Raw genomic sequence first — 21942 nt, 5'->3', positions numbered from 1 at the left:
CGAAACCTTCTGTATCCGTTTACTTTTGCTTTTTTATAATCCTATTTTTCGTAATCAAATTGTAATATAAATTTATTAAATATAATTTCTCTAAAAAGATTAAATTTGAGATCATGAGTTCTGTCGCTTCTTTACCATATTTGGTTCCGTGATTTTTTGATGATATAACGAGGGTTCTTAGGTTAACAATTGATGCTTAGAGGAATGAAACGTCTTAATCGATATGAAAACAGAATTTTAAAAATTGTTAAGTTAGGTGGTAAATTAGTTCGATTCAAACAATTTGGATTTTCCACAAAAACGGAAGAAGGATTTCGATTCCCTATTTATGTTTTAGAAATTGGAAAGGAGAAAGCAATTAAACGGAATGTCGCCGGTGTTGTTGCTGGTGTTCATGGCCTTGAAACCATTGGGATCCGAGTTCTATTGGATTTTTTAGATGATCTTTTTTCACGCAAAACATCCGAATTATATCGAGAAATTAAAGATGGGGAACTTGGAATTGTCTGTATTCCGATCTTAAATCCTGGTGGGGTAGCAATGAAACGTAGGTCGAATCCAGGCGGAGTCGACTTGATGAGAAACTCTGGAGTGGAAGCAGTGAAGGCCCCTTTCTTTTTCGGCGGACATAAGATTTCAAATGTATTTCCTTATTACAGAGGGAATGTTTTACAGGCAGAATCCAAAGTTTTGGATCGCTTTTACACCGAATATCTGTTACCTGCTGAAAACTTTATGATTCCGGTTATTGATGTTCATTCAGGTTTTGGTGCCGTAGACCATGTTTGGTGGCCTTATGCGGGTACTCATGAGCAGTGCGCAGATGAATCACTGTTTCAGAAAATAGCTAACCATCTAACAACAAAATTCAATCATATTCTTTATCGGTTCGGTCCACAAAGTGAAACATACACAACCCATGGTGATCTTTGGGACAGGTTGTATAATGAATACCAAAAAGCAAAGGCCCAATCGAATCCGAATGGTTCAAGATTTCTCCCGTTAACATTAGAAATTGGGACTTGGTCCGACATTCAATTGGATCCTTGGAAAGTATTTCGTAAACGTGGTATCTTTAATCCGGCTCGCGAATCGAAGCAAGAGTCGATCATTAGTCATAGAAAATTTTTAGCAGACGTTTTGCGACTGGCAAAAATGAAATCGAAAGATTTAGATTAAATGTAGTTTCGGAAGATTAAGATCAAAAATTTATACGATTTCTCTGCCGAGGAATTTTGATTTTCCTAATAAATATTGAATCACTCGAACCACGTTTTCTTTTTTACTTTCTTCCGATTTTAGTTGAACGATATATCTCATGATTTCATTTTGAAGAGAAGGACTTAAGGTTTCAAACTTAGCTTTTGCTTTTTTGTTTTTCTCCAATGCTGTCTTAAGTTCAAAGATATCAAAATATGTTTTGGTAAAAATACAAAAGGATTAATCCCTATGATCTCGATTTTGGCAGAAAATGTTAGGAAGGGAAAATTAGACATTCCATTTTTGTATGAAATTAGTTGGGGTCCTATCAATCAATTTTTTAGCGATAAATGATTTCTTTTTCATTTCGCGAATTTATGTATTTTTTTTCAAATTATCACTTTACCATAACCAAAATCCTGTTATAGTTTATCGTCTAGGTAAATCCAGGATGACTCTGGTTTTGGTAATATATGTATCAAATAAGTGAAGTACTAAATCTTATTTTTGATAGTGTAGGGCTATTGATAACTTTGCGGTTACTAAACTCGGGGTTAATTCCCAAATTTTACTTTTTGATTTTTGGTTTTTTATGCGTATGGCTGAGCAATGTTTTCACTGTTGTTGAGGGTTTCTTTTTTCATGATTTTTTTAATCTCCTCGAACATTCATTCTATTTTATCGCCTCACTTCTTTTTTTGGTGAGTTTAAAAAAAGAAATTCTGGTGTCAGATCGCTGATATGAATTTTGTAACATTATTAAATCTTTCCTCGTTATGCGTCTACTTGGTTGCGATTTTTATCATAATCAAAAATTTGATCCGTCGCCCTAGTTATCGTGGAGAAGGGACTTTTGTTTTAATTTTGGCAATTATTCCTTGTTATGTGAGTATTTCCAATGTATTTGAACATGGATATTCTATTGACTATTTCGATGATTACGAAGGCTTTTTTAAAGACCTTTATGCTATGTTTTTTCTTATCTATTTGTATGTTCATTCTGTAAAAAAGGAACAAAGTCAAAGAATCGAACATGAAAGGCAAATTAAGTCCGACTTAAAGTTGAAATCGAAGTTGCTCACAGAAATTCATCATAGGGTGAACAATAATTTGCAAATCATATCCGGTCTTTTGGCTATGCAGGTCGAATCGGAGAATGATCTTAAGTTAACTACTTCACTTGGTTTAATTCAAAATAGGATTATGGCCATTGCCTCGGTTCACAAAATTATTTACGGCTCCCCAAATTTATTGTATGTTGATTTAAATCTTATATTTAATTCTATATTAGGTAATTTGAAAGTAACCTATTTGAACGAAAAAAACAATATCGAATTACATGAGTTAATTGAAGAAGGTTTGGAAATGGATTTGGATCGGGCCATTCCTATGGGATTGATACTTAACGAACTAGTCTCCAATTCCTTCCGTCATGCTTTTTTGAATCGTGTGCAAGGGAAAATCGAAGTTAGCCTAGGCAGGCTAGAAAACCAATTTGTCCTTGTTGTGAAAGATAATGGATTAGGAATGGACGATGAAGTATTCGATGGAAAAGGGATTGGATTAACGCTTGTTAGAAATCTAGTGAAACAATTGCGGGGGACTATCGAAATTGTTAAAACTAACGGGACGAATTTTAATATCCGATTTCCCATTCTGAATGAAAATCCCATTCAAATTTAAGGAATTATTTTCTTTTAGAATCAATTCTCTGTTCAAGGGACTATTACTTTACTGGTTAAATAGGTATCTCTGAATCCTCCTGGTCCTTCCTGGACAAGATAGGATGACAAAACAACACACGCATTGTTATAAGTAGTTACATCAAATGATCTTGGATCGGTTTGGTAGGTACTCATACCAATGGGAGAAAAATGTTCGATGTAAGAGAAACCCGCAGGTCCAGTTGTGCCACCTACTGTGGAACTGGTGCTATCTAAATATAAATATTCTTCTGTATTAGTTCCTACCGATGTTTTTGCTATATATTCCATTTGATTGCCAACCAAATCGACAACCAAACAATGTGTTGCACAATTCCCAATGGTAGCAGGTGCAGTCACACTTCCAGCACAAGGCGATGCGGGCGGTGGTGGTGGAACCGTGTCTACACTTCGATTTCCTTTTGCATCGTCGGTCGAACCCACTACTATGATTTTATAGGAGGCGTTTACTTCAGGGGTGATAAATAAAAAATAGCCAGCATATTTATCATAAATACTAACTTTGATATAATTGAGGACATTATAATTATCAGCGGCCATGGTAATTATATTTGGTCTACCCATATAGGCATCTAACCTTTTAAAAGCGGATAGATCGGAACCGGCTTGGAATTTAACATAGATAAATTGGTATTCTGTGGGAATTCCACCACTATAAGAGACAGAACGTTTGGTTTCATAACTTATGGTTGGTAAAGTGATGGCATTTGGTGGGATGGCCGGAGCGTTTGGTGGCGTGGATGTGATTTCCCGAACGGATATAATTTTTCCATTCTTTTTAAAAGTTAGAATGAATTTGAATATTTTTGTGTAATCAGAATAAGAGAAAACAACGGAGTTGGTTTGGAATGTGTCCTCCATTTGTGTGATCTGGCCTGAAACTACGCCTGTTTTGGAATTGTATGAGATATCATTTGGGTTTCCCATGTATGCTTCGATCGTTTCAGAGTTTTCTTTCGAAGTTTTCAATTTATACTCAATCACAATGTCTTGGAATTGAAAGTTTCCATCTTTTCGGTAATATGTAGTTGAGTGAACCGATTGAAATTTATCTTCAAGAGTTGGGTCGGCCGGAGCTCCTGGACCTCCGAGGGAACCCAAAAGGGCAAGCGCAGACATGTCCTTTTTGGTAGACTGACCGTTACACGAGAGTAGAAAAAGTGAAAAAATAAAAAACGAAATAAAATTAGAAAAGCGCATCTAACCCAATTAACAATTGAAGGAAAAAAATTATTCACTTTTTTGTTTTATTTTAAAATTTCAGAATATTTCAACATTCACAACATTAGAATATATAAAAGTATCTAAATTGTCATGAAATTATGTTATCAAACTAATTCATTCATGGATAACGCTACTATTCTAATTCTACTAGAATAGGCTTTTGGTTTATTCGTTTTATAGGTTTAGGATTTCGCCTAAGTTTCTAATGCAGTGTGTTGCCGAATCTTTAAACGGAAATTTTCCTTCTGGGTCAAGATAGATGGTTTCTACACCGGCAGCAGTTCCCGCATCTAAATCAAAAACATAATCACCAATCATAACCGTATCGATTGGGTTTGCGTTCCAAAGATCCATCAATCGATAGATCCCTTCAGGATTTGGTTTGGGCAAGGCACGTTCCCGACAAAAAATAAAATCTGAATGAAAGTAATCAATTAAACCTGCTGCCTTTAAGGTTTCAATGGAATTAGGGAAACTATTCCTAGTTAGGATACCCAGATTGTATGTTTGTGTTTTGAGTTCCTTTAATAATTCAGAACTTCCTGGAGATGGGATAGACAACCTCGCAATTTCTAATTCAATTAAATCTAATTGGATATGTTTCTTTTTTGCTTCTTCTGTTGGAAGTTTGGATAGAGAAGTGAGTATGTCCGTATCCAAAGGAATGTCTAATTCTCGTTTTATGGCGTCAAAGTCATGTTTGGCGATGGTTAAGGTGCCATCCATATCGAAGATCCAGTTCTTTTTTCTTTTGAAAAAATTCATAGATTGATTCCTTTATAATTCATTTTTAGAGTTTATATTTCTAAAACTGAATTCTTCCTCAGAAGGAAGTTTTAGAAAAACAGGTTTTGGTTCTAGATTTTTAATTCGTTTCTGCAATGAAAATTCATGTTCGCCTGGAATGGATAAAGATTCTATCCACCGAGATAACGTCTTAGTTGTATAAATTCCACATAATGGTTCTAAACCTGATTTTGACTCATAATAGATTCCGGATACTGGTTCTCGTTGTTCTTGGAGTGTATCTAACAATCTTTTGATGGTTCTTTCTTCGATATAGGGAATATCGATCGGTAATACAAAGATAAAATCTTTCAACAGGTTGTTTTCTTTTAAATATAAATAGGCAGATAGAATTCCTTTTAGGGGTCCTTCTATGGGAATTTCCTGATCTAAAATAAGTGAGGTTTTTTGTACATACTTAGAATAAGAATCTACTTGATCGTTTCGAAGCGAAACATAGATGGAATTGCTCAAGCGGTTCAGTTTTTCTAAGATGTGACCAAGAAAATGCGAATTCGGAGTGATCGGTACAAATCCTTTGTCTTCTCCCATTCGTACACTTTGTCCACCGGCAAGAAGAACAAAAATTGGATCAGTGATTGTGGGTATCATCCACGCAGCCTTGTGACCATTCGGAACTTCCATCCACATAATATTCCTTTTTCCAAATAGGAACTTCGTGTTTGACTCGATCAATGATATACCGGTTTGCTTTGTATGCTTCGTCTCTATGGATGGCGCCAGTGTTAACAATCACCGCTACTTCACCTAACATGAGTTTTCCAAGTCTGTGGATACATTCGGCATATTGTAAGTCCCATTTTTTTAACGTATCACTGATTATGTCGGCGATCATTTGGTTTGCCATTTCAGAATAGGCTTCATACTCTAAATGGGTAACGGACCTTCCGTCATTAACGTCTCGTACGATCCCTGCAAAAAGAACGTATCCTCCCATACTGGGAAGTGGAGGGAATTCCGTGGGAAGTCCTAATTTGTTCTCGGTAATGTGTTTGAATTCTGTATTAGTTTCCATTTAACCACCGCTTGATGGAGGAAGGATTGCCACGACTGCACCATCGACAATAGAATCTGAATCTTTGGCAATGATTTGGTTGATGGAGATGCGGCTGATTTTGATTAAGTTCGTAGCATCTGGGTTTAAATTGCTAAGATAGGATTTTAATTCCGAAACTGATTTGGTTCCATCAAAACTGAGTTCTTGTTTGGATGGAAAATAATCTTTGAGGGCAGCAAACGATAACAACAGGATTTTCATTTATCCTCCAATAAATTTCATAGAAAGTTCAGAGCCAGTAAATTGCATTTTTTTTGTATCCATCGCCTGCTGCAAAACAAAAGGTACTGCAGAAGGATCCGAAGGAAGGTCAAAGGAGGTCTGGTCACTCAAACATCCATAAATCCTACCAAGAGAATCCATGCGTAATCGATTGCAACCTTCGCAAAATGGCTCGGTATGATTGGCAATAATTCCAAAAATAAAACCTTCGTCTGTTATATGATAGGTGGCAGTAGAGTCCGGCGCTGTAGGATAAGCTTGGAAATTGTATTTTTTTTGGATGGTGCTTCGAATTTCTTCTGCGGAATAAAAACAATCGGAATGTTCTTCTTGCAGGGGGCCCATTTTCATAAACTCTAAAAACCGAATGGGAATTCCATTTTCCCCCGACCATTGTAAGAGATCAAGAATTTCCAATTCATTATAACCTTTTAAAACTGTGCAATTGACTTTGACATCCAAGCCGAATGTTTTTGCTTCTAAAATTCGTTGTAACAACCGTTCAATGGGTAGTTTGCGGTCACTCAGTTTTTCAAAACCTCCTTGCGAAAAACTATCTAGAGAGAAGTTCATCCTTGTGAGTCCTGCCTGTTTCATTTTCTGGATGAGTCCATCCTCAAAAAATCCGTTAGAGGTTATGGCAATTTCATTGATTGCAATTTCTTTTAGTTTTTGAATTAATAAGACAAGGTCTTTATGAAGTGTCGGCTCTCCACCTGTTAGGTGGACTTCTTTGAGTTGGATATGAGATGTAAGAGTTTTGATTTTGGATTCTAATAGTTCAGGACTTAGGTAATGAATTTTTGGATAGAAGTTCGTAAGATCTGGTTTGTTTTTCGGTGCGCAATAAACACAGGCAAAACTGCAATGAGAGAGAATACTCACTCGAAGTACTTCAAATTTTCTAGTATTCGCTTTCACCTTAAGGTCGAGTTTAATCTAGTTTTCTTACTTGAAAACAAAAATAGGAAGATAAATTCGTTTATTAAACTATTTTACTTAAAAGTGTAATTTCTCCTTGATTGCCTTAAATCCTTAATTCTTCTCTAATTTATGGGTACAGAAGAGGAAGCATTCTTCCAACGCCAAGTCCAGGTTCCCGAAATTGGTCGTAGTGGCCAAAAAAAATGGCGAGAGTCATCTGTGCTGGTCATCGGACTTGGGGGACTAGGCTGTCCTGCTGTTTTGCAACTGGCCCTTGGTGGAATTGGTCGGATTGGCCTTGTTGATTTTGATATTGTGGAAGTTTCAAACCTTCATCGCCAAACATTGTTTACATTTAGAGACATTGGCCTACCCAAAACAGAAGTGGTCTCTAAAGTTTTGTTGGAACATTGTCCTTGGTTAGAGATCCAATGTTTTTCGGAACTGGTTTCGGAAAATACAAATCCGAATCTCCTCGATAGTTGGGACATCGTTTTAGATTGTACCGATACCATTTCTTCTAAGTATACAATCAATGATCTTTGCATTCAAAAATCAGTTCCTTTAGTCACTGCTTCCGTATTTCGCACGAGCGCTCAGTTCGCGATTTTCTCTGAAAAAGGAAAACCGTGTTACCGTTGTTTGTTTCCTAGTTTAAAAGAAGGGGATACCTTGAATTGTAGTTTGGGTGGTGTGCTCGGTGTACAAACTGCACTGGCAGGAACCTACCAAGCCTCCTTGGCTCTGCAGTATCTTTTGGATCCAAACTCGACAGACTTATCTTCTGTATACTTTATGGAATGGAATCCTCCCACATTATACCAATCTAAGATAGAGGCAAATGTCGATTGTCCTGTTTGCGGAAAGGGAACCAAAGAAACAAATGCGATTTTTGAAGATAGAGGAATACATCCAAGCGAATTCATAACTTATAAAAACCAAGGAAATACTCTGCTTGTGGATGTCCGAGAAAAAGAAGAAACGGACTCACTCCCCGTTCCCGATGCTTTTTTATTGCCTCTATCCGAATTGGAAAAAGGGTATCTTCCCAAGTTTTCAAAAGACCTAATTCTTGTTTGTATTTGCGAAACAGGAGTTCGCTCTAAAAAAGCACTCTCTTATTTACAAACTGCAAATGACGTTTATTCGCTCATCGGGGGACGGCGATCCTATTCCCAGTATTTAAATAACCAACCTTTCCTTTAGGCTGGTTGTTTTCTAATCGATACTTTGATTCCGCTAAAGGCTGCGTTCCCCGAAAACTCATCAATCGCCTGATCATCGGTAAGATCGTTGATACTCACTCCTGAAAATTCAGTAGCCACTTTTTGGTTGGTTCCTCCGCGATTGTGTCCAAAACCATGAGGAATGCTCACAACACCTTGCATCAGTTCTTCGGTGATTTCTACGGGGATTTGAATTTTACCAACAGAAGATTCGACAATCACTTCTTCCTCATTGATAATTCCCAAATGGTTGGCATCACTAGGATGGATCATCACAGTACAGCGCGCTTTACCTGTCATGAGTTTTGGTAGATTGTGCATCCAAGAATTATTACTTCGCAAATGCCTTCTGCCTATCAGTAGAAAATGAGATTTGTCAGAGCTAAACTTTTCCCATTCAGAAAACTTGCCATTCAGCCTTGGCAGGTCTTCTTTTAAAATTTCTGGGAAGAGATGGATCCTTTTGTCTTCGGTATACAAACGCTCTGGAAAGCTAGTTGTAAGTGGTCCTAAGTCCACACCATGAGGACTGTTTTTTAATAGCTCCAAACTCATTTCTTTGTTATGAGGTCCTTTGTTTCCATAAGGTCCTGATTTGAGTGCGTGGTCAATGATACTAGCGGGTGTTAGTTTTGTTTTGATGATGTCTTTGGGGAGTTCTTTACCGGCACGGGTTAGTTCCAAACGTTTGGTTAAATCAGAAAAAATCTCCCAATCATGTAACATTCCGGGTTCTGGTGTAAATAATGGTTGGTTGTATCTTGCTGTATTCCGAACCGCAAATACATTAAAAATCAAATCATAATGGTCATGTTCTAAAGCGGAAGTGGGAGGTAAGATGTAGTGTGCATGTTTTGTGGTTTCATTCAAATAAAAGTCTACACTCACCATAAAATCCAAACTAGATAGGGCTTTATCCAGCTTTGTTCCGTTAGGTGTAGATAATACTGGGTTCCCTGCCGAAGTGAATAGGGCACGAATTTTTCCTTCCCCTTCTGTGAGTATTTCTTCGGCGAGTGCTGCCACAGGAAGTTCGTCACTGAATTCAGGAAGTTTGCGAACTCGCGATTGATAGGTATTAAAACTTCCTGGAGAAGAACGCATCACAGATCCTTCTCCCACTAAGTCGACAGCGGGGAGTGTGAACATAGCACCGCCCTTTTTGTCTAAATTGCCTGTGACAATATTGATCACGTTGATGAGCCACTGGCACACAGCTCCGAACTCTTGAGTGGACACACCGACTCTCCCGTAACAAACCGCGGAAGGTGCATTCGCAAATTCAAATGCAATTCTTTCTATGGTTTCTTTGGGAACTCCTGTGATTTTGGATACTCTTACGGGACTGTAATCTTTTGTGACTGTTTGAATGGTTTGTAAGTCTTCTTTACGGACTAGGTCATTTGGTTTTGTCAGTTGTTTTTCAAAAAGGACATGGAGGATGGCAAGTAGGAAGTAGGCATCGGTTCCTGGTTTGATAAACAAATGTTCATCTGCATGAGTAGCTGTTTCCGATTTACGAGGGTCGACCACCACATACTTTCCCCCTCGGTCTTGGATGGCTTTTAATCTTTTTTTGACATCAGGGACACTCATTAAACTTCCGTTAGATGCAAATGGATTCCCACCTAAAATGAGAAAAAAATCGGTATGGTCAATGTCTGGGATGGGGACTAGGAGTTGGTGGCCAAACATCAAATAAGAAAGTAATTGGTGGGGTAACTGGTCTACTGAGGTGGCGGAAAAATTATTTTTTGTTTTGAGTCTACTGGCAAACCTTTGTCCGAGTAACATAGAGCCGTAGTTGTGAACGGTGGGATTTCCATTATAGATGGCAACGGAATCATTTCCATAAGTGGTTTGAATTTTAACAAGTTGAGTTGCGATGTCGGAGAGGGCATCCACCCAAGAAACAGTTTCCCATCCCGTTTTTGTTCTTTTCTGAGGGAATTTGATCCGATCGGGGTCTTGGTAGAGGCTTTTTAGTTCGGGACCTTTGGGACAAATATGGCCACGGCTAAACTGATCTTCCGGATCTCCTTTAAATCCTTGGATGGAGCCATCTTTCAGTTCGATTTGTAGTCCACACATTGCCTCGCATAAACTGCAAGACCGATAATGAATTTGATCCATAACTCTCTCCTAAGACAGAAATCCTAAGAGAAAGTTTTTCTTTAGACAAGTTTAAAATGAATCGATTTTTTGCAAAATCGACTCTTTCGACGTTCTATGTTGCAGAAACCAAATTGGATTTCTTCTCGCCAGTTGGTAGAATTTGACTCATTTCATCACCTACTTCCTTTTCTTCTTCCGTTGAAAATTTTACGAGTAAAGTAAAGAAGGACGCAATGGTCACTGTAATTCCGATGATTAGGAGTGCGTTTTGGTAGGTTAGGTCCCCTCGGAATAAAAATCCCGCAGACACTGCTCCCGCATTTCCACCAGCACCCACAATTCCAGACACTGCTCCAATTGCTTTTTTGTTAATGAAAGGAACAACGGAGAATGTAGCTCCTTCGGACATTTGCACAAACAAACTAAAAACAATCATGGACGAGATGGCAAGGATCAGTGAACTCATTTGTGAAAACAAAATCAAACATAGTCCTTCCCCAGCAAGCACGGCGCTCAACCAAACAACTCTTCCGCGAAGTCCCCATTTGATTCCGAACTTATCGCCAAAGGCGCCACCGAGGGTTCTTGCAAACAAGTTCATGAGTCCAAAAAGTCCAGCGATGAGGCCCGCAGTGGCAGGAGACAATTGGAACTGGTCTACATAATACAAGGCAGCAATGTTATTGATCGTAAGTTCGATTCCGAAACATGCACCGTAAGCAAGGAAGAGTAACCATACTCTAGGGTCTTTGATCACGAGTAAAAAGTTACTCAGTGAATTTTTCTTTCCCCCTTGGAAAGTTGGATAAGTTTCTTTGATGTCTTTAAAGTTTCCACCGGGAGTGTCTTGTGTTCCGAAGTAATAGATGATTCCCATAAAAAACAAGGCAGCACCCGGAACCACCATAGCAAGTCTCCAGGAAACTCCCGTTGTAAATCCGAAGGCAACAAAAAATCCAAATAGAATGGGCATGACCATTTGAGTCACACCACCACCTAAGTTACCCCATCCTGCCGTGGTTGCATTGGCTGTACCAATGATGTTTGGAGCAAACATAACAGAAGTATGATACTGAGTGATCACAAAAGAAGCACCAATAGCTCCAATAGCCAATCGTAATAATAAGAATGATAGATAACTATCAGCAAGACCAATACACATAACAGGGATTGATCCTAAAGTCAAAAGAAATGTATAAGCAATCCGTGGTCCAATTTTGTCACACAACCAACCGATAAAGAGTCGCATAAAGATGGTTATGGCTACCGAGGCAATGATGATGTTTCCTATTTGAGCTTTTGTTAAAGAAAGTTCCTCTCTAACATAAACCATAAGGGGAGCGATGCCAAACCATCCAAAAAAACATAGAAAAAATGCAATCCATGTTAGGTGGAAGGTGCGCATCTGGGGTGTCGCCAGGCTGAATAATTCGATTTTAGTTGCTTTCGCATGAGGTGTAATGGTCACGGTGCGTGTACTCCTTATGCTGATAAACAGTGCAAAAAGCGTACCAGAGCACGAAATGACCTAAAATGGGTTAAAACGCCCTAAAACTGAACTTTACGCTTATGGTTTTCCCTGATGTAGAATATGTACTACAATCGGGCAATTTTTTGACCAAAAACCGCATGAACTGCGTACCAATTGTACAAGTATTGCGCATACTTGTTTCACCAAGGCAAAAATTCGATCATATCCCCTGGTTGGATTTGTGAGAGTTCGCTTGGAAAGACTGCAAGTCCATCGGAGAAAATGCCGGCTCTTACATCACCACTTCCATTAAAAGCAGTTGGTGAGAGATAAGTTTTGTCCGTTGTTTCAAATCTTACAGGGAAAAATTCAGTAAGACCACCTTTTCTTTGTTTTGTGGAAGAAAAGGGGAGTTTATAAGAAGGAAGTTGGTTTTGTCCATAGGACTTTCTCAAAAAAGGTTCGAGAAAAATTCGAGAACAGGTTTGGACACTGAATGGATTTCCTGGCATTCCAAAGACTACAGTGTTTTTTCTTTTTCCAAACCAAATGGGTTTTCCTGGTTTGATTGCTGTTTTATGGAAAATAAGTTCAACACCTAATTTTTGTAATATGGATGGTACAAGGTCCATACTGCCCATAGAAACTCCTCCCGATAAAATTAAAATATCCGCATCTAACCCTTTTTGAATTTGTTCGGTGAGTTCTGATTCTAAATCAGGAACATGGGTAACGGACTCTGGTTGGATTTTGTATTTGGAAAGAATGGAGGAGATTGTATAAGAATTGGAGTCTCTAATTTGATAGGTGAGGGGGGATTGGTGTATAGGAACTACTTCATTTCCTGTGGAGATGATATGAACTTCGGGTGCTTTGACAACTGGAACTTTATCTTTGCCGAGACTTGCTAGGAGAGAGAATTCAGAGGTACCAATTTGGATTCCTTTTGGCAAAACCAATTGGTTTTTTCTTACATCTTCTCCTTGTTTTGCGATATTTTGCCAAGGTTTCACCTCTTTTAAGGAAAACGAAACTTGTTTTTCTCCATTCGATCCACTGAGAGTCGCATCTTCGATTTTGATCACAACATCCAAACCATCGGGAACAGGGGCACCGGTCATAATCCGAATGGCCAATTCATTTGGCTCTAAATCCATACTCATTCCCGCAGGAAGTTCTCTGTGGTAAGGATAGATTTGGTTTTGTGCATAACCATGGGAATGGATCGCAAATCCATCCATCGCCGAACGATGAAAAGGTGGGTAATCCCGATCGGCAGTGACATCTGCACTAAGCACTCGCCCTAGACTTTGATTTAAAGATACCAGTTCAATCGGATAAATTCGAACTTCCGATAGAATTTTATCGAGGGCCTCTGCGTAGGAAATCAATGTCCCTCTCCTCGCATCATTTTTTTGGCATGAAAGATCGCAGGTAGAATGGCAGTCATACTTTCTCTTGCTCCATTGCTACTTCCAGGAACAGAAACAACGAGAGATTTTCCAATTCTACCAGCAATAGAACGTGACAACATCGCAAAAGGAGTCCTGTCTTGTCCGAAGGAACGCATCACCTCCGCAACACCAGGTAACTCTTGTTCTAAGATTACTTTTATCGAATCGGTTGTATTGTCCCTAGGTCCAAGGCCCGTGCCACCGGTAGTCACAATCAGATCAATTTTTTCTTTGGCCCAATTGGTGATGGTTTCTTGGATTTCTTTTGGTTCATCGGGGACAATTTTAATTTCTAAAACATCCACCCCTTCTTGGATGAGAAGTTCGGAGATAACCTTTCCCGATCCATCTTCTTTTTTACCAGCAAAACAAGAATCGGAACAAACTAGAATTTTTGCATTGGAACCGGCGGCAAATTTGGAAATTTGTGCATCTGTTTTTCCTCCCTTCTTTTCTAGGAGTTTGACAGAAGAGATTTCTATTTCTTTATCAATGGGTTTTAAGAGGTCATAAATCACAAGAGCGGCAACTGTAACGCCAGTTAGGGCTTCCATTTCGATTCCTGTTTTGCCTATGGACTTGGCTTTCGTTTGGATGCGGATGGCATTTTTTTCTTCTATGATTTCAAATTGAACCGAAAAGGAATCGATGGGAACGGGATGGCAATGGGGGATGAGTTCTGAAGTTTTTTTGGATCCGAGTAAGGCTGCAGCCTTAGCTACACCAAAGAGATCCCCTTTGGGTAATGTGTTGGCTTTAACTCTTTCAATTGTCTCCGCTTTACAATACACATACCCTTCTGCTTCTGCATACCGAAGGGTGGTTCTTTTGCCTGTAATATCATTCATTCCTATCCCTTATAAGGGCGTGAGAATGGAAGAATAGTCATTTTTCAAATTTTCCATCTCACGATAGAAACGAACAATCTCTCCGATCACAAGAATGGCAGGAGATTTGACCTCGTTTTCTTCAATGATGGATTGGATCGAATTTAAATTTCCAGTAAAGACTCGTTCTGTATCGAGAGTTGCGTTTTGAATGACTGCGATGGGAGTATCTTTTGCATTGCCCGCATCTAGGAGTTCAGAGACAATGAGACCAATCGAATTTAAGCCCATATAAACCACTATGGTTTTCCCAACACAGTTGAGATTTTTAAAACCTTCGGAATTGGCTCCATCCTTCTTGTGTCCCGATAGGAAAAGGATCTCTCTGGCATAGTCTCTATGGGTTAATGGAAATCCTAAGGAAGAGGCTACTCCCGAAGCCGTAGTGATCCCCGCAACAATCTCACATTGGATTCCTTCCGATAAGAGGGCCGCAAACTCTTCCCCCACACGTCCGAAAATAGAGGGATCTCCTCCTTTTAACCTAACAACGGTTTTGAATTCGTTTGCAGCTTGGATGAGTTTAGAATTGATTTCGTCTTGCAAACAACTATGGATTCCCAGTCTTTTCCCAACATAAACCAATTGGATTTTTTTTCGACAAACTCCAAGAATCCGAGGGGAAACCAAATCATCATAGAAAACAACATCTGCTTTCCGTAGTGTTTTGAGTGCTTTGACAGTGAGTAGTTCCGGATCTCCCGGGCCTGCACCGACCAAATACACTTTACCTTTGTTTGTCTGGTGGCTTCGCGCATCCATAGACTTAACGATTAACCTTTGTTACCTGTAATCGAAGGATCTACTTCCAAATAGACAGATCCATTTTCCACAATGACTGGATATAAGTTGACTTTGTAATTTTCTCCACTAAGACATTCACCACTGGTGAGTGAATAATTTCTTTTATGAAGAGGGCATACTACTTTTGGATCGCCATTGGTATCTCCGAGATATCCTCTAGATAAAACCATATCTCCAGTGTGGGGGCAGGCATTGTCGCAAGCATACCATTCGTTTCTTGATTCAAAGTAGAAGATCGCAATTTGTTTTTCGCCCACTTTTGCCGAGACTCCGCCTTCTTTTTCAAATTCAGAAACTGGACCTATGAATACTCGTTCTTTGTTTTTTGTATCTACTGACATTTTCTTTCTCCTGTTTATGAATTGACTAAATCTTTTTCTACCCAATCCACTGGGCGGATCTGGCCACGTTCTTCGATGAATTTGATATTAGGATCTGTTTCGTTACTGTTCACAAAATGTCTAAACTTCTTTTGTTTTTCAGTATCTTCTACAACATCTTTCCACTCACAGAGATATGTGTTTACAAGAGCATTCATCTCTTCATCTAGTTGTGAGTTGATTCCCAAACGGTCATTGATCACTACATCTTTTAAGTAATCAATTCCCCCTTCTAGTTGTTCTAACCAAGTAGAGGTTCTCATGAGTTTGTCTGCCGTTCTGATGTAAAACATCATATAACGGTCGATATACTTGATGCATGTGTCTTCATCTAAGTCTTCTGCAAAAAGAATCGCATGTTTCGGATTCACTCCTCCGTTTCCACCGATATAAAGGTTCCAACCTCTTTCTGTGGCAATGATTCCAAAATCTTTTCCACGGGCTTCTGCACATTCACGAATACAACCGGACACTCCGCACTTTAATTTATGTGGGGCACGAATTCCTTTGTATCGTTCTTCTAATTTGATCGCAAAAGATGTACTGTCTTGCACTCCAAACCGGCACCAAGTAGAACCCACACAACTTTTGACAGTTCGCATGGACTTTCCATAGGCATGCCCACTTTCAAATCCAAACTCGATCAAATCCTTCCAGATCGCAGGGAGTTGGTCAATACGTGCACCTAACAAGTCGATGCGTTGTCCACCAGTGATTTTACAATAGAGATTGTATTTTTTGGCAACATCTCCAATCGCAATGAGTTTCTCAGGAGTGATTTCCCCTCCAGGGATTCTCGGAACGACAGAGTAGGTTCCTCCTCTTTGGATATTGGCGAGATACTTATCATTGGTATCTTGGATTTCTCTATGTTTGAGAATGGGTTCGTTCCATACGCTGGCAAGGATGGATGCAACGGCTGGTTTACAAACTTCGCATCCGTTTCCGCGACCGACTTCTTTGATCACATCGGGAAAACTTTTTAATGATTTTACTTTAATGACTTGGAAAAGTTCTTTTCTAGAAAATTTGAAATGTTCACAGAGATGTTCTGTGACTACCTTTCCTTGGACTTTTAATTCTGCTTTGAGAATAGAGTTGACTTGTGGCAAACATCCACCACAACCACTACCCGCCTTGGAACAATTCTTTAAGCTAGTAATGTCGTAACATTCTTTTTCACGAATGGCAGCGAGGATATTTCCTTTGGAAACATTATTACAAGAACAGATTTTTGCTTCATCTGGCAAAGCATCGGCCCCAAAAAGATTTTCTGCGGAAACAGAACCAACAATCAAGGTTTCCGGCTCTTCTGGAAGTTCCATTTTGTTTAAATAAAAGGAAAGTAGATTTCCATAAGCTTTTGCATCTCCCACAAGGATTCCACCGAGTAGGTATTTACCGTCAGGAGAGATGACTAATTTTTTATAAACACCACTTCTTGGATTTTTAAAAACAATGGGAATGTGTTCTGATTGACCAAGGGCATCTCCAAAAGAAGCCACCTCCACTCCAATTAACTTCAGTTTTGTGGATAAATCTGAGCCAATATACACCTTTGGTTTGCTGCCAGGGCTACATAAATTGAAGGCAAGAGTTTCTGCCATCTCATAACCTGGCGCCACTAGCCCATAAATAAAATTTCTATGTAATGCTACTTCGCCAATGGCATAAATTCCATACACATTGGTTCCCATTCCATCATCGACGATGATACCACCGCGTTCCCCCACAGCAATGCCCGCTTCTTTGGCGAGTTCATCTCGTGGACGAATCCCTGCAGAGACAATGAGCATATCGAACTGAAGGCTACCGCCATCTTTGAATTCGAATCCTTCGATTTTTTCATTGCCAAGGACTTTTTCCGTTTGTTTGTTTAGATGGATTTCAACGCCAATCTCTTCGATTTTGGATTTTAAAATGGCAGCACCACCATCATCCAATTGCCTTGGCATAAGCCTTGGAGCAAACTCCACAACATGCGTTTCTTTTCCTAAATCAACAAGAGCTTTGGCAGCTTCGAGTCCGAGAAGTCCCCCACCAAGCACAGCAGCCTTCTTTACTTTTTTGCTGTATTCCATTGTTTGTTCTAGGTCTTCAATGGTTCTATAAACAAAAACTCCTTCTTTATCTAAACCTTCCAGTGGAGGTACAAAAGGAGAGGATCCAGTAGCAAAAATGAGTTCATCAAATTCGAGTTCAGTTCCTAAATTGGTAACTAACTTTCGTTTGATGGTGTCTATGGAGATGGCAGGTTCAGATAATAATAATTTAATTCCATTCGATCTGTACCAATCGGGAGGACAAAGGTATAAACCATCCGCAGATTTGTCGGCGAAGTATTCAGAAAGATGGACACGGTCGTAGGCTCGTCTTGGTTCTTCCCCAAGCACTGTGATCTCAAATTTGTCTGTGCCACCAAACTCCACTAATTTTTCGCAGAATCTATGACCCACCATCCCGTTTCCAATAACGATTAACTTTCGCTTGATCATTTTTTTACCCTACCTGGACCCAAAAGTTTTCTGAAAGGAACTGCTAGAATGGTTCCAATCTTCCTACAATATGCACGAAGTGTACCTAACGGATGCAGTTAGATTAAAAATACTACTGATTTTGGGTTGTACTTAGGGAATAGGGAGAGTCTTAGGCGAAAAAAAATAAAATTTACTACAAAAAAAGAAAAACGTCTCTCGCTCTAGTATAAGTTTTCCGAATCCGGGCCGTCCTTACTGGTTCTATTTTGCTCCTTTCTATTAGAATTTAAGAAAAATGTTCGTTTATCGTACAGTTTACAATCTCAGGTTTTCAGAAATTTGTAGTTGGGTTTTTCAAAATGGGAGGATTTGATTCAAATCCCTATGCTAATAAGCATTTTTGTGAATATTTCAGCAATTGGCATAGTTATTGCTGATAATCAGTGTGCAGATCCAAGAAACCTATGCATCGACTTGTTCCTATTGTGGGGTTGGTTGTGGAGTTACCGTTCACAAAACTGGCTCTACAGAGATTTCTATTGAAGGGGACAAAGACCATCCAGCGAACAAGGGACTTTTGTGTTCGAAAGGGATGAATTTGCACTATACGGTGATGGATAGAAGTGATCGTATCCTCTATCCTTCTTATCGAAAAGATAAAAATCTTCCACTATCGAAAGTTAGTTGGGATAATGCATTATCTGGAATCGCCGATAAATTCAAAAAATTGATTCAAACTTATGGGCCGGACTCTGTTGGGTTCTATGTTTCTGGCCAACTCCTCACTGAAGAATACTATATTATTAATAAACTCATCAAAGGATATATTGGTAGCAATAATATTGATACCAACTCAAGGCTCTGTATGAGTTCGGCTGTTGTGGGATACAAAATGGCTTTGGGTGAAGACAGTGTGCCGATTGCTTACGAAGACATTGAACTTGCGGATTGTTTCCTGATTGCCGGTGCTAATCCCGCTTGGTGTCATCCCATTTTGTTTCGTAGGATTGAAGCTCATAAAAAAAACAATCCCGATGTAAAGATCATTGTTGTGGATCCACGAAGGACGGACACTTGTGAGGAAGCAGATCTACATTTACAAATCCATCCAGGAACCGATATTTATCTTTTCCATGCAATCGCCAAGGTTCTAATCCAAAACAATTGGATCGATTCTGAATTCATCCAATCCCATACAGAAGGTATTGAAGAATTAAAAGTACTTTTATCAAACTTCGATGTAGAATCTGCTGCAATCACTTGTGGAATTCCTGTAAGCGACATTCATTTGGCGGCCTCATACATTGGTCATGCGAAAGGTTTTTTATCTTTATGGGCGATGGGACTCAACCAAAGTGTGGTGGGTGTCAACAAAAACCTGGCTCTTCTCAACTTATCTTTGTTAACTGGAAAAATTGGAAAACCAGGAAGTGGTCCTTTTTCGCTTACCGGACAACCCAATGCCATGGGCGGAAGGGAAGTCGGTGGACTATCAAATTTGTTACCAGCACACCGTGATTTAAGTAATGCAAATCATAGAGAGGAAGTGGCGAAGTTTTGGGGAGTCGAAACCGAAGTCATCCAAAGTAAACCTGGTTTTACTGCAGTAGAGATGTTTGAAAACCTTCGCACTGGAAAGATGAAGGCCGTGTGGATTATTTGTACAAATCCAACGACAAGTTTACCCGATGCTCGCATGGTAGAACAAGGGTTACGTGCCGCAGAACTTGTGGTAGTGCAGGATATATCGATGAATTCCGCTGCCATTCCTTATGCGGATTATGTTCTTCCTGCAGCTGGGTGGGCAGAAAAACAAGGAACCATGACCAATTCCGACCGTCGTGTCACTTATCTATCTAAAATCATTGATCCACCGGGTGAGGCACTCGCTGATACTCTTATCATTCAAAAATTTGCCGAGAAGATGGGTTTTGGTTCTTCCTTTGATTATCAGTCGGAAGAAGATGTTTTCTTAGAACATTGTGCACTAACAAAAAATACTAAAATTGATATCAGTGGACTTGATTATTCCATTCTAAAGGAAAAACGTTCTGTGCAGTGGCCTTATCCTCATAAGGATCACGGAGGAACACCTCGTTTATTTTCGGATCATATCTTTTATCGTGCCAATGGAAGAGCAAAGATCTTTGATGTGTCTCCCGAAGACACTTCAGAAAAAACATCAGATGAGTATCCCTTTATTTTAACCACAGGTCGTATCCGCGACCAGTGGCATACCATGACCCGAACGGGCAAAGTGCAAAAACTCATGGAACACAAATCGGAACCATATTTGGAAATCCATCCAGACGATGCAAAACGAATGGACCTTATGGATGGTGCTATTGCTGAAGTTTCGAATGAAAGAGGTGTGGCACGTGTGCGCACTAAAATCACGGATTCAATCAAACAAGGGACAGTTTTTTTACCCATGCATTGGGGGAAAAAAAATAAAAACGATGAGTCGCGAGCAAACAACCTAACAAGTAAAAGTTATGATCCTTTTTCCAAACAACCAGGTTTTAAAATCTCGGCAGTGCAAGTAAAACCATATACCAAAGAAAAAGAAAAGATTCTAATCATTGGTGGAGGGAATAGTACACATGCATTTATAAAAAATTATAAAGACTTAGCTCCCGATGATGAAATCACAGTGATTTGTAAGGAAGAGAATCCTTTATACAACCGTATCCTGCTACCTGATTTTATTAGTGGTGAAAAAGAATTTCATGAACTCTCGAGTGCGGATTCAGAAGAAGTAGTCTCGTGGAATATCAATCTTCATACTTCTACCTCGGTTACTGAAATTTTACCAGAAGCAAAGATTGTCAAAGATTCCTTTGGTAATTCGCACTCGTATAACAAACTAATCCTTGCTACAGGAAGTTCTCCGCAAATCCCTAAATCCATAACACCCGATATGGTGGGAGTTTTTAGTTTGCGTGCGAAAACCGATGCGGACAGAATCAAAGGTTTTTTTGTTCCAGATTCCCATGCCCTGATTGTAGGTGGTGGCCTTCTTGGTTTGGAACTAGCCGCAGCCCTAAAGTCTTTAAATGTCAAAGTCACCGTCCTTGTAAGGACGGATCGTTTGATGTCCAAACAATTGGATGTGGTGGCTTGTGATATCTTAAAAGAAGAGATTTTAAATAGAGGAATCGAAATACTTTTTAATTCAGAAATTGCAAAAGTCAATGGATACGGCCGCATCACCAATGTAGAGTTAAAAGATGGGCGTAAACTTCATCCAGATGGAATTGTTTATGCCATGGGAACAAGCCCCAATTTGCATTTGGCAAAGGGACTCGGGTTTGAATTAGGTGAGGGAATTAAGGTAAATGAATTTTTACAAACGAGTGATCCAGATATTTACGCCATTGGAGAGGTTGCAGAACATGTTAGTGGCGTATATGGAACGGTTCTCGCGGCAGAGGAACAAGCGAAAGTCGCCGCCTCACATATATTTGGTTATAAATACAAAACATACTCCGGATCTTTACATTCCAATCTTTTGAAAATACCTGGGCTTGAGTTGGTATCACTCCGGCTTCCGGGTGTTTCTTTTGAAAATTTATCTGATGAATACGAAGAGATTGTTTTTTTAGATCGGAAGAGAAGACGTTATAAAAAATGTATTGTGAAGGGTGATAAGCTCGTCGGCGCCATTCTTATCGGAGACAAAACAGAATTTGTCGAATATAAGAACTTAATTGCAAGTGGAGTAGAACTTGGTGATAAAAGAGGAAAGTTACTCTCCGGCGGAACAACCGCCAAACCACCAAAAGGTGCTCTTGTCTGTTCCTGTAATAGTGTGGGCCGGGGAAATATCGAAGAAGAATTTAAAAAAGGCTCTTGCAATTTAGAATCCATTATGACATCAACCGGTGCTGGCACTGGATGTGGAAGTTGTCGTCTTGAAGTGAATAAAATCATTCGAGAAATGGTGAGTCTTACATAAGAATTTACTTAG

18 protein-coding genes are annotated in these 21942 nt (G+C 39.4%); 4 read left to right on the top strand and 14 right to left on the bottom strand.

The genetic code is table 11. The features are described from left to right. The first annotated feature begins 192 nt into the window (after window positions 1-192). Window positions 193-1179, top strand: a complete 987-nt coding sequence (locus LEP1GSC195_RS01265) for a M14 family zinc carboxypeptidase (protein WP_015679528.1) — start codon at window positions 193-195, stop codon at window positions 1177-1179. A 30-nt stretch (window positions 1180-1209) separates the two neighbouring features. Here the strand turns inward: LEP1GSC195_RS01265 and LEP1GSC195_RS19915 are convergent, their stop codons facing one another. Continuing rightward, window positions 1210-1386 (bottom strand): YdeI/OmpD-associated family protein, encoded by a 177-nt coding sequence (locus LEP1GSC195_RS19915; protein ID WP_015679556.1) that lies wholly within the window; start codon window positions 1384-1386, stop codon window positions 1210-1212. A gap of 555 nt (window positions 1387-1941) precedes the next feature. Between LEP1GSC195_RS19915 and LEP1GSC195_RS01250 the strand changes: the two genes are divergently transcribed. Continuing rightward, window positions 1942-2883: a sensor histidine kinase gene (locus LEP1GSC195_RS01250; protein WP_040506168.1), complete on the top strand. Its 942-nt coding sequence runs from the start codon at window positions 1942-1944 to the stop codon at window positions 2881-2883. A 32-nt stretch (window positions 2884-2915) separates the two neighbouring features. Here LEP1GSC195_RS01250 and LEP1GSC195_RS01245 read toward each other — a convergent pair whose 3' ends face one another. The 6 genes from LEP1GSC195_RS01245 to LEP1GSC195_RS01220 all read right to left on the bottom strand — a co-directional run bounded on the left by LEP1GSC195_RS01245 (window position 2916) and on the right by LEP1GSC195_RS01220 (window position 7155). Then, entirely contained in the window at window positions 2916-4043 is a 1128-nt protein-coding gene (locus tag LEP1GSC195_RS01245) for a hypothetical protein (RefSeq protein WP_015679751.1), read from the bottom strand. Window positions 4044-4322: 279 nt separating this feature from the next. Continuing rightward, window positions 4323-4913 carry an HAD family hydrolase gene (locus LEP1GSC195_RS01240; RefSeq protein ID WP_015679614.1) on the bottom strand — a complete coding sequence of 197 codons (591 nt, stop codon included), beginning with the start codon at window positions 4911-4913 and terminating at the stop codon, window positions 4323-4325. Window positions 4914-4925: 12 nt separating this feature from the next. Continuing rightward, the gene (locus tag LEP1GSC195_RS01235) at window positions 4926-5585 is read right to left on the bottom strand and encodes a molybdenum cofactor guanylyltransferase (RefSeq protein ID WP_232227599.1); all 660 of its coding nucleotides are present in this window, start codon (window positions 5583-5585) and stop codon (window positions 4926-4928) included. Further along, complete coding sequence (locus tag LEP1GSC195_RS01230) at window positions 5527-5970, bottom strand: molybdenum cofactor biosynthesis protein MoaE (protein ID WP_015679506.1); 444 nt, start codon at window positions 5968-5970, stop codon at window positions 5527-5529. Before LEP1GSC195_RS01230 ends, LEP1GSC195_RS01235 begins: the two co-directional genes overlap by 59 nt. Further along, window positions 5971-6213: a MoaD/ThiS family protein gene (locus tag LEP1GSC195_RS01225; protein WP_015679684.1), complete on the bottom strand. Its 243-nt coding sequence runs from the start codon at window positions 6211-6213 to the stop codon at window positions 5971-5973. It abuts the gene before it with no gap. Continuing rightward, on the bottom strand, window positions 6214-7155 hold the full coding sequence (locus tag LEP1GSC195_RS01220; RefSeq protein WP_040506166.1) for a GTP 3',8-cyclase MoaA: 942 nt from the start codon (window positions 7153-7155) through the stop codon (window positions 6214-6216). It abuts the gene before it with no gap. 132 nt (window positions 7156-7287) lie between these two features. Between LEP1GSC195_RS01220 and LEP1GSC195_RS01215 the strand changes: the two genes are divergently transcribed. After that, window positions 7288-8364 (top strand): HesA/MoeB/ThiF family protein, encoded by a 1077-nt coding sequence (locus tag LEP1GSC195_RS01215; RefSeq protein ID WP_015679749.1) that lies wholly within the window; start codon window positions 7288-7290, stop codon window positions 8362-8364. On the opposite strand, the gene LEP1GSC195_RS01210 is transcribed toward LEP1GSC195_RS01215, so the two are convergent. The 7 genes from LEP1GSC195_RS01210 to nirB all read right to left on the bottom strand — a co-directional run bounded on the left by LEP1GSC195_RS01210 (window position 8361) and on the right by nirB (window position 17990). Next, complete coding sequence (locus LEP1GSC195_RS01210; protein ID WP_015679551.1) at window positions 8361-10517, bottom strand: molybdopterin-dependent oxidoreductase; 2157 nt, start codon at window positions 10515-10517, stop codon at window positions 8361-8363. The two genes, LEP1GSC195_RS01215 and LEP1GSC195_RS01210, sit on opposite strands and share 4 nt — an antisense overlap. A 94-nt stretch (window positions 10518-10611) precedes the next feature. After that, a complete protein-coding gene (locus LEP1GSC195_RS01205) occupies window positions 10612-11967 on the bottom strand; it encodes an MFS transporter (protein WP_015679606.1) in 1356 nt (451 codons plus the stop codon). Window positions 11968-12170: 203 nt separating this feature from the next. Next, window positions 12171-13361, bottom strand: a complete 1191-nt coding sequence (locus LEP1GSC195_RS01200) for a molybdopterin molybdotransferase MoeA (protein WP_015679687.1) — start codon at window positions 13359-13361, stop codon at window positions 12171-12173. Then, window positions 13358-14272 (bottom strand): bifunctional molybdenum cofactor biosynthesis protein MoaC/MoaB, encoded by a 915-nt coding sequence (moaCB, locus tag LEP1GSC195_RS01195; protein ID WP_015679597.1) that lies wholly within the window; start codon window positions 14270-14272, stop codon window positions 13358-13360. The genes LEP1GSC195_RS01200 and moaCB overlap by 4 nt, the downstream gene beginning before the upstream one ends. A 9-nt stretch (window positions 14273-14281) precedes the next feature. Further along, complete coding sequence (gene cobA / locus LEP1GSC195_RS01190; protein ID WP_015679504.1) at window positions 14282-15073, bottom strand: uroporphyrinogen-III C-methyltransferase; 792 nt, start codon at window positions 15071-15073, stop codon at window positions 14282-14284. Window positions 15074-15084: 11 nt separating this feature from the next. Beyond that, a complete protein-coding gene (nirD, locus tag LEP1GSC195_RS01185; protein WP_015679633.1) occupies window positions 15085-15456 on the bottom strand; it encodes a nitrite reductase small subunit NirD in 372 nt (123 codons plus the stop codon). A 14-nt stretch (window positions 15457-15470) separates the two neighbouring features. Then, on the bottom strand, window positions 15471-17990 hold the full coding sequence (gene nirB, locus LEP1GSC195_RS01180; protein ID WP_040506165.1) for a nitrite reductase large subunit NirB: 2520 nt from the start codon (window positions 17988-17990) through the stop codon (window positions 15471-15473). A 427-nt stretch (window positions 17991-18417) separates the two neighbouring features. Here nirB and LEP1GSC195_RS01175 point away from each other — a divergent pair, with 427 nt between their 5' ends. After that, window positions 18418-21930, top strand: a complete 3513-nt coding sequence (locus LEP1GSC195_RS01175) for a nitrate reductase (protein WP_015679737.1) — start codon at window positions 18418-18420, stop codon at window positions 21928-21930. Window positions 21931-21942 lie beyond the last annotated feature (12 nt).

Source organism: Leptospira wolbachii serovar Codice str. CDC, assembly GCF_000332515.2.
In the GTDB taxonomy this organism is placed as follows: Bacteria; Spirochaetota; Leptospiria; order Leptospirales; family Leptospiraceae; genus Leptospira_A; species Leptospira_A wolbachii.
The sequence above is the reverse complement of the archived record's forward strand: the minus strand, read 5'-3'. Positions and strand labels throughout refer to the sequence as shown.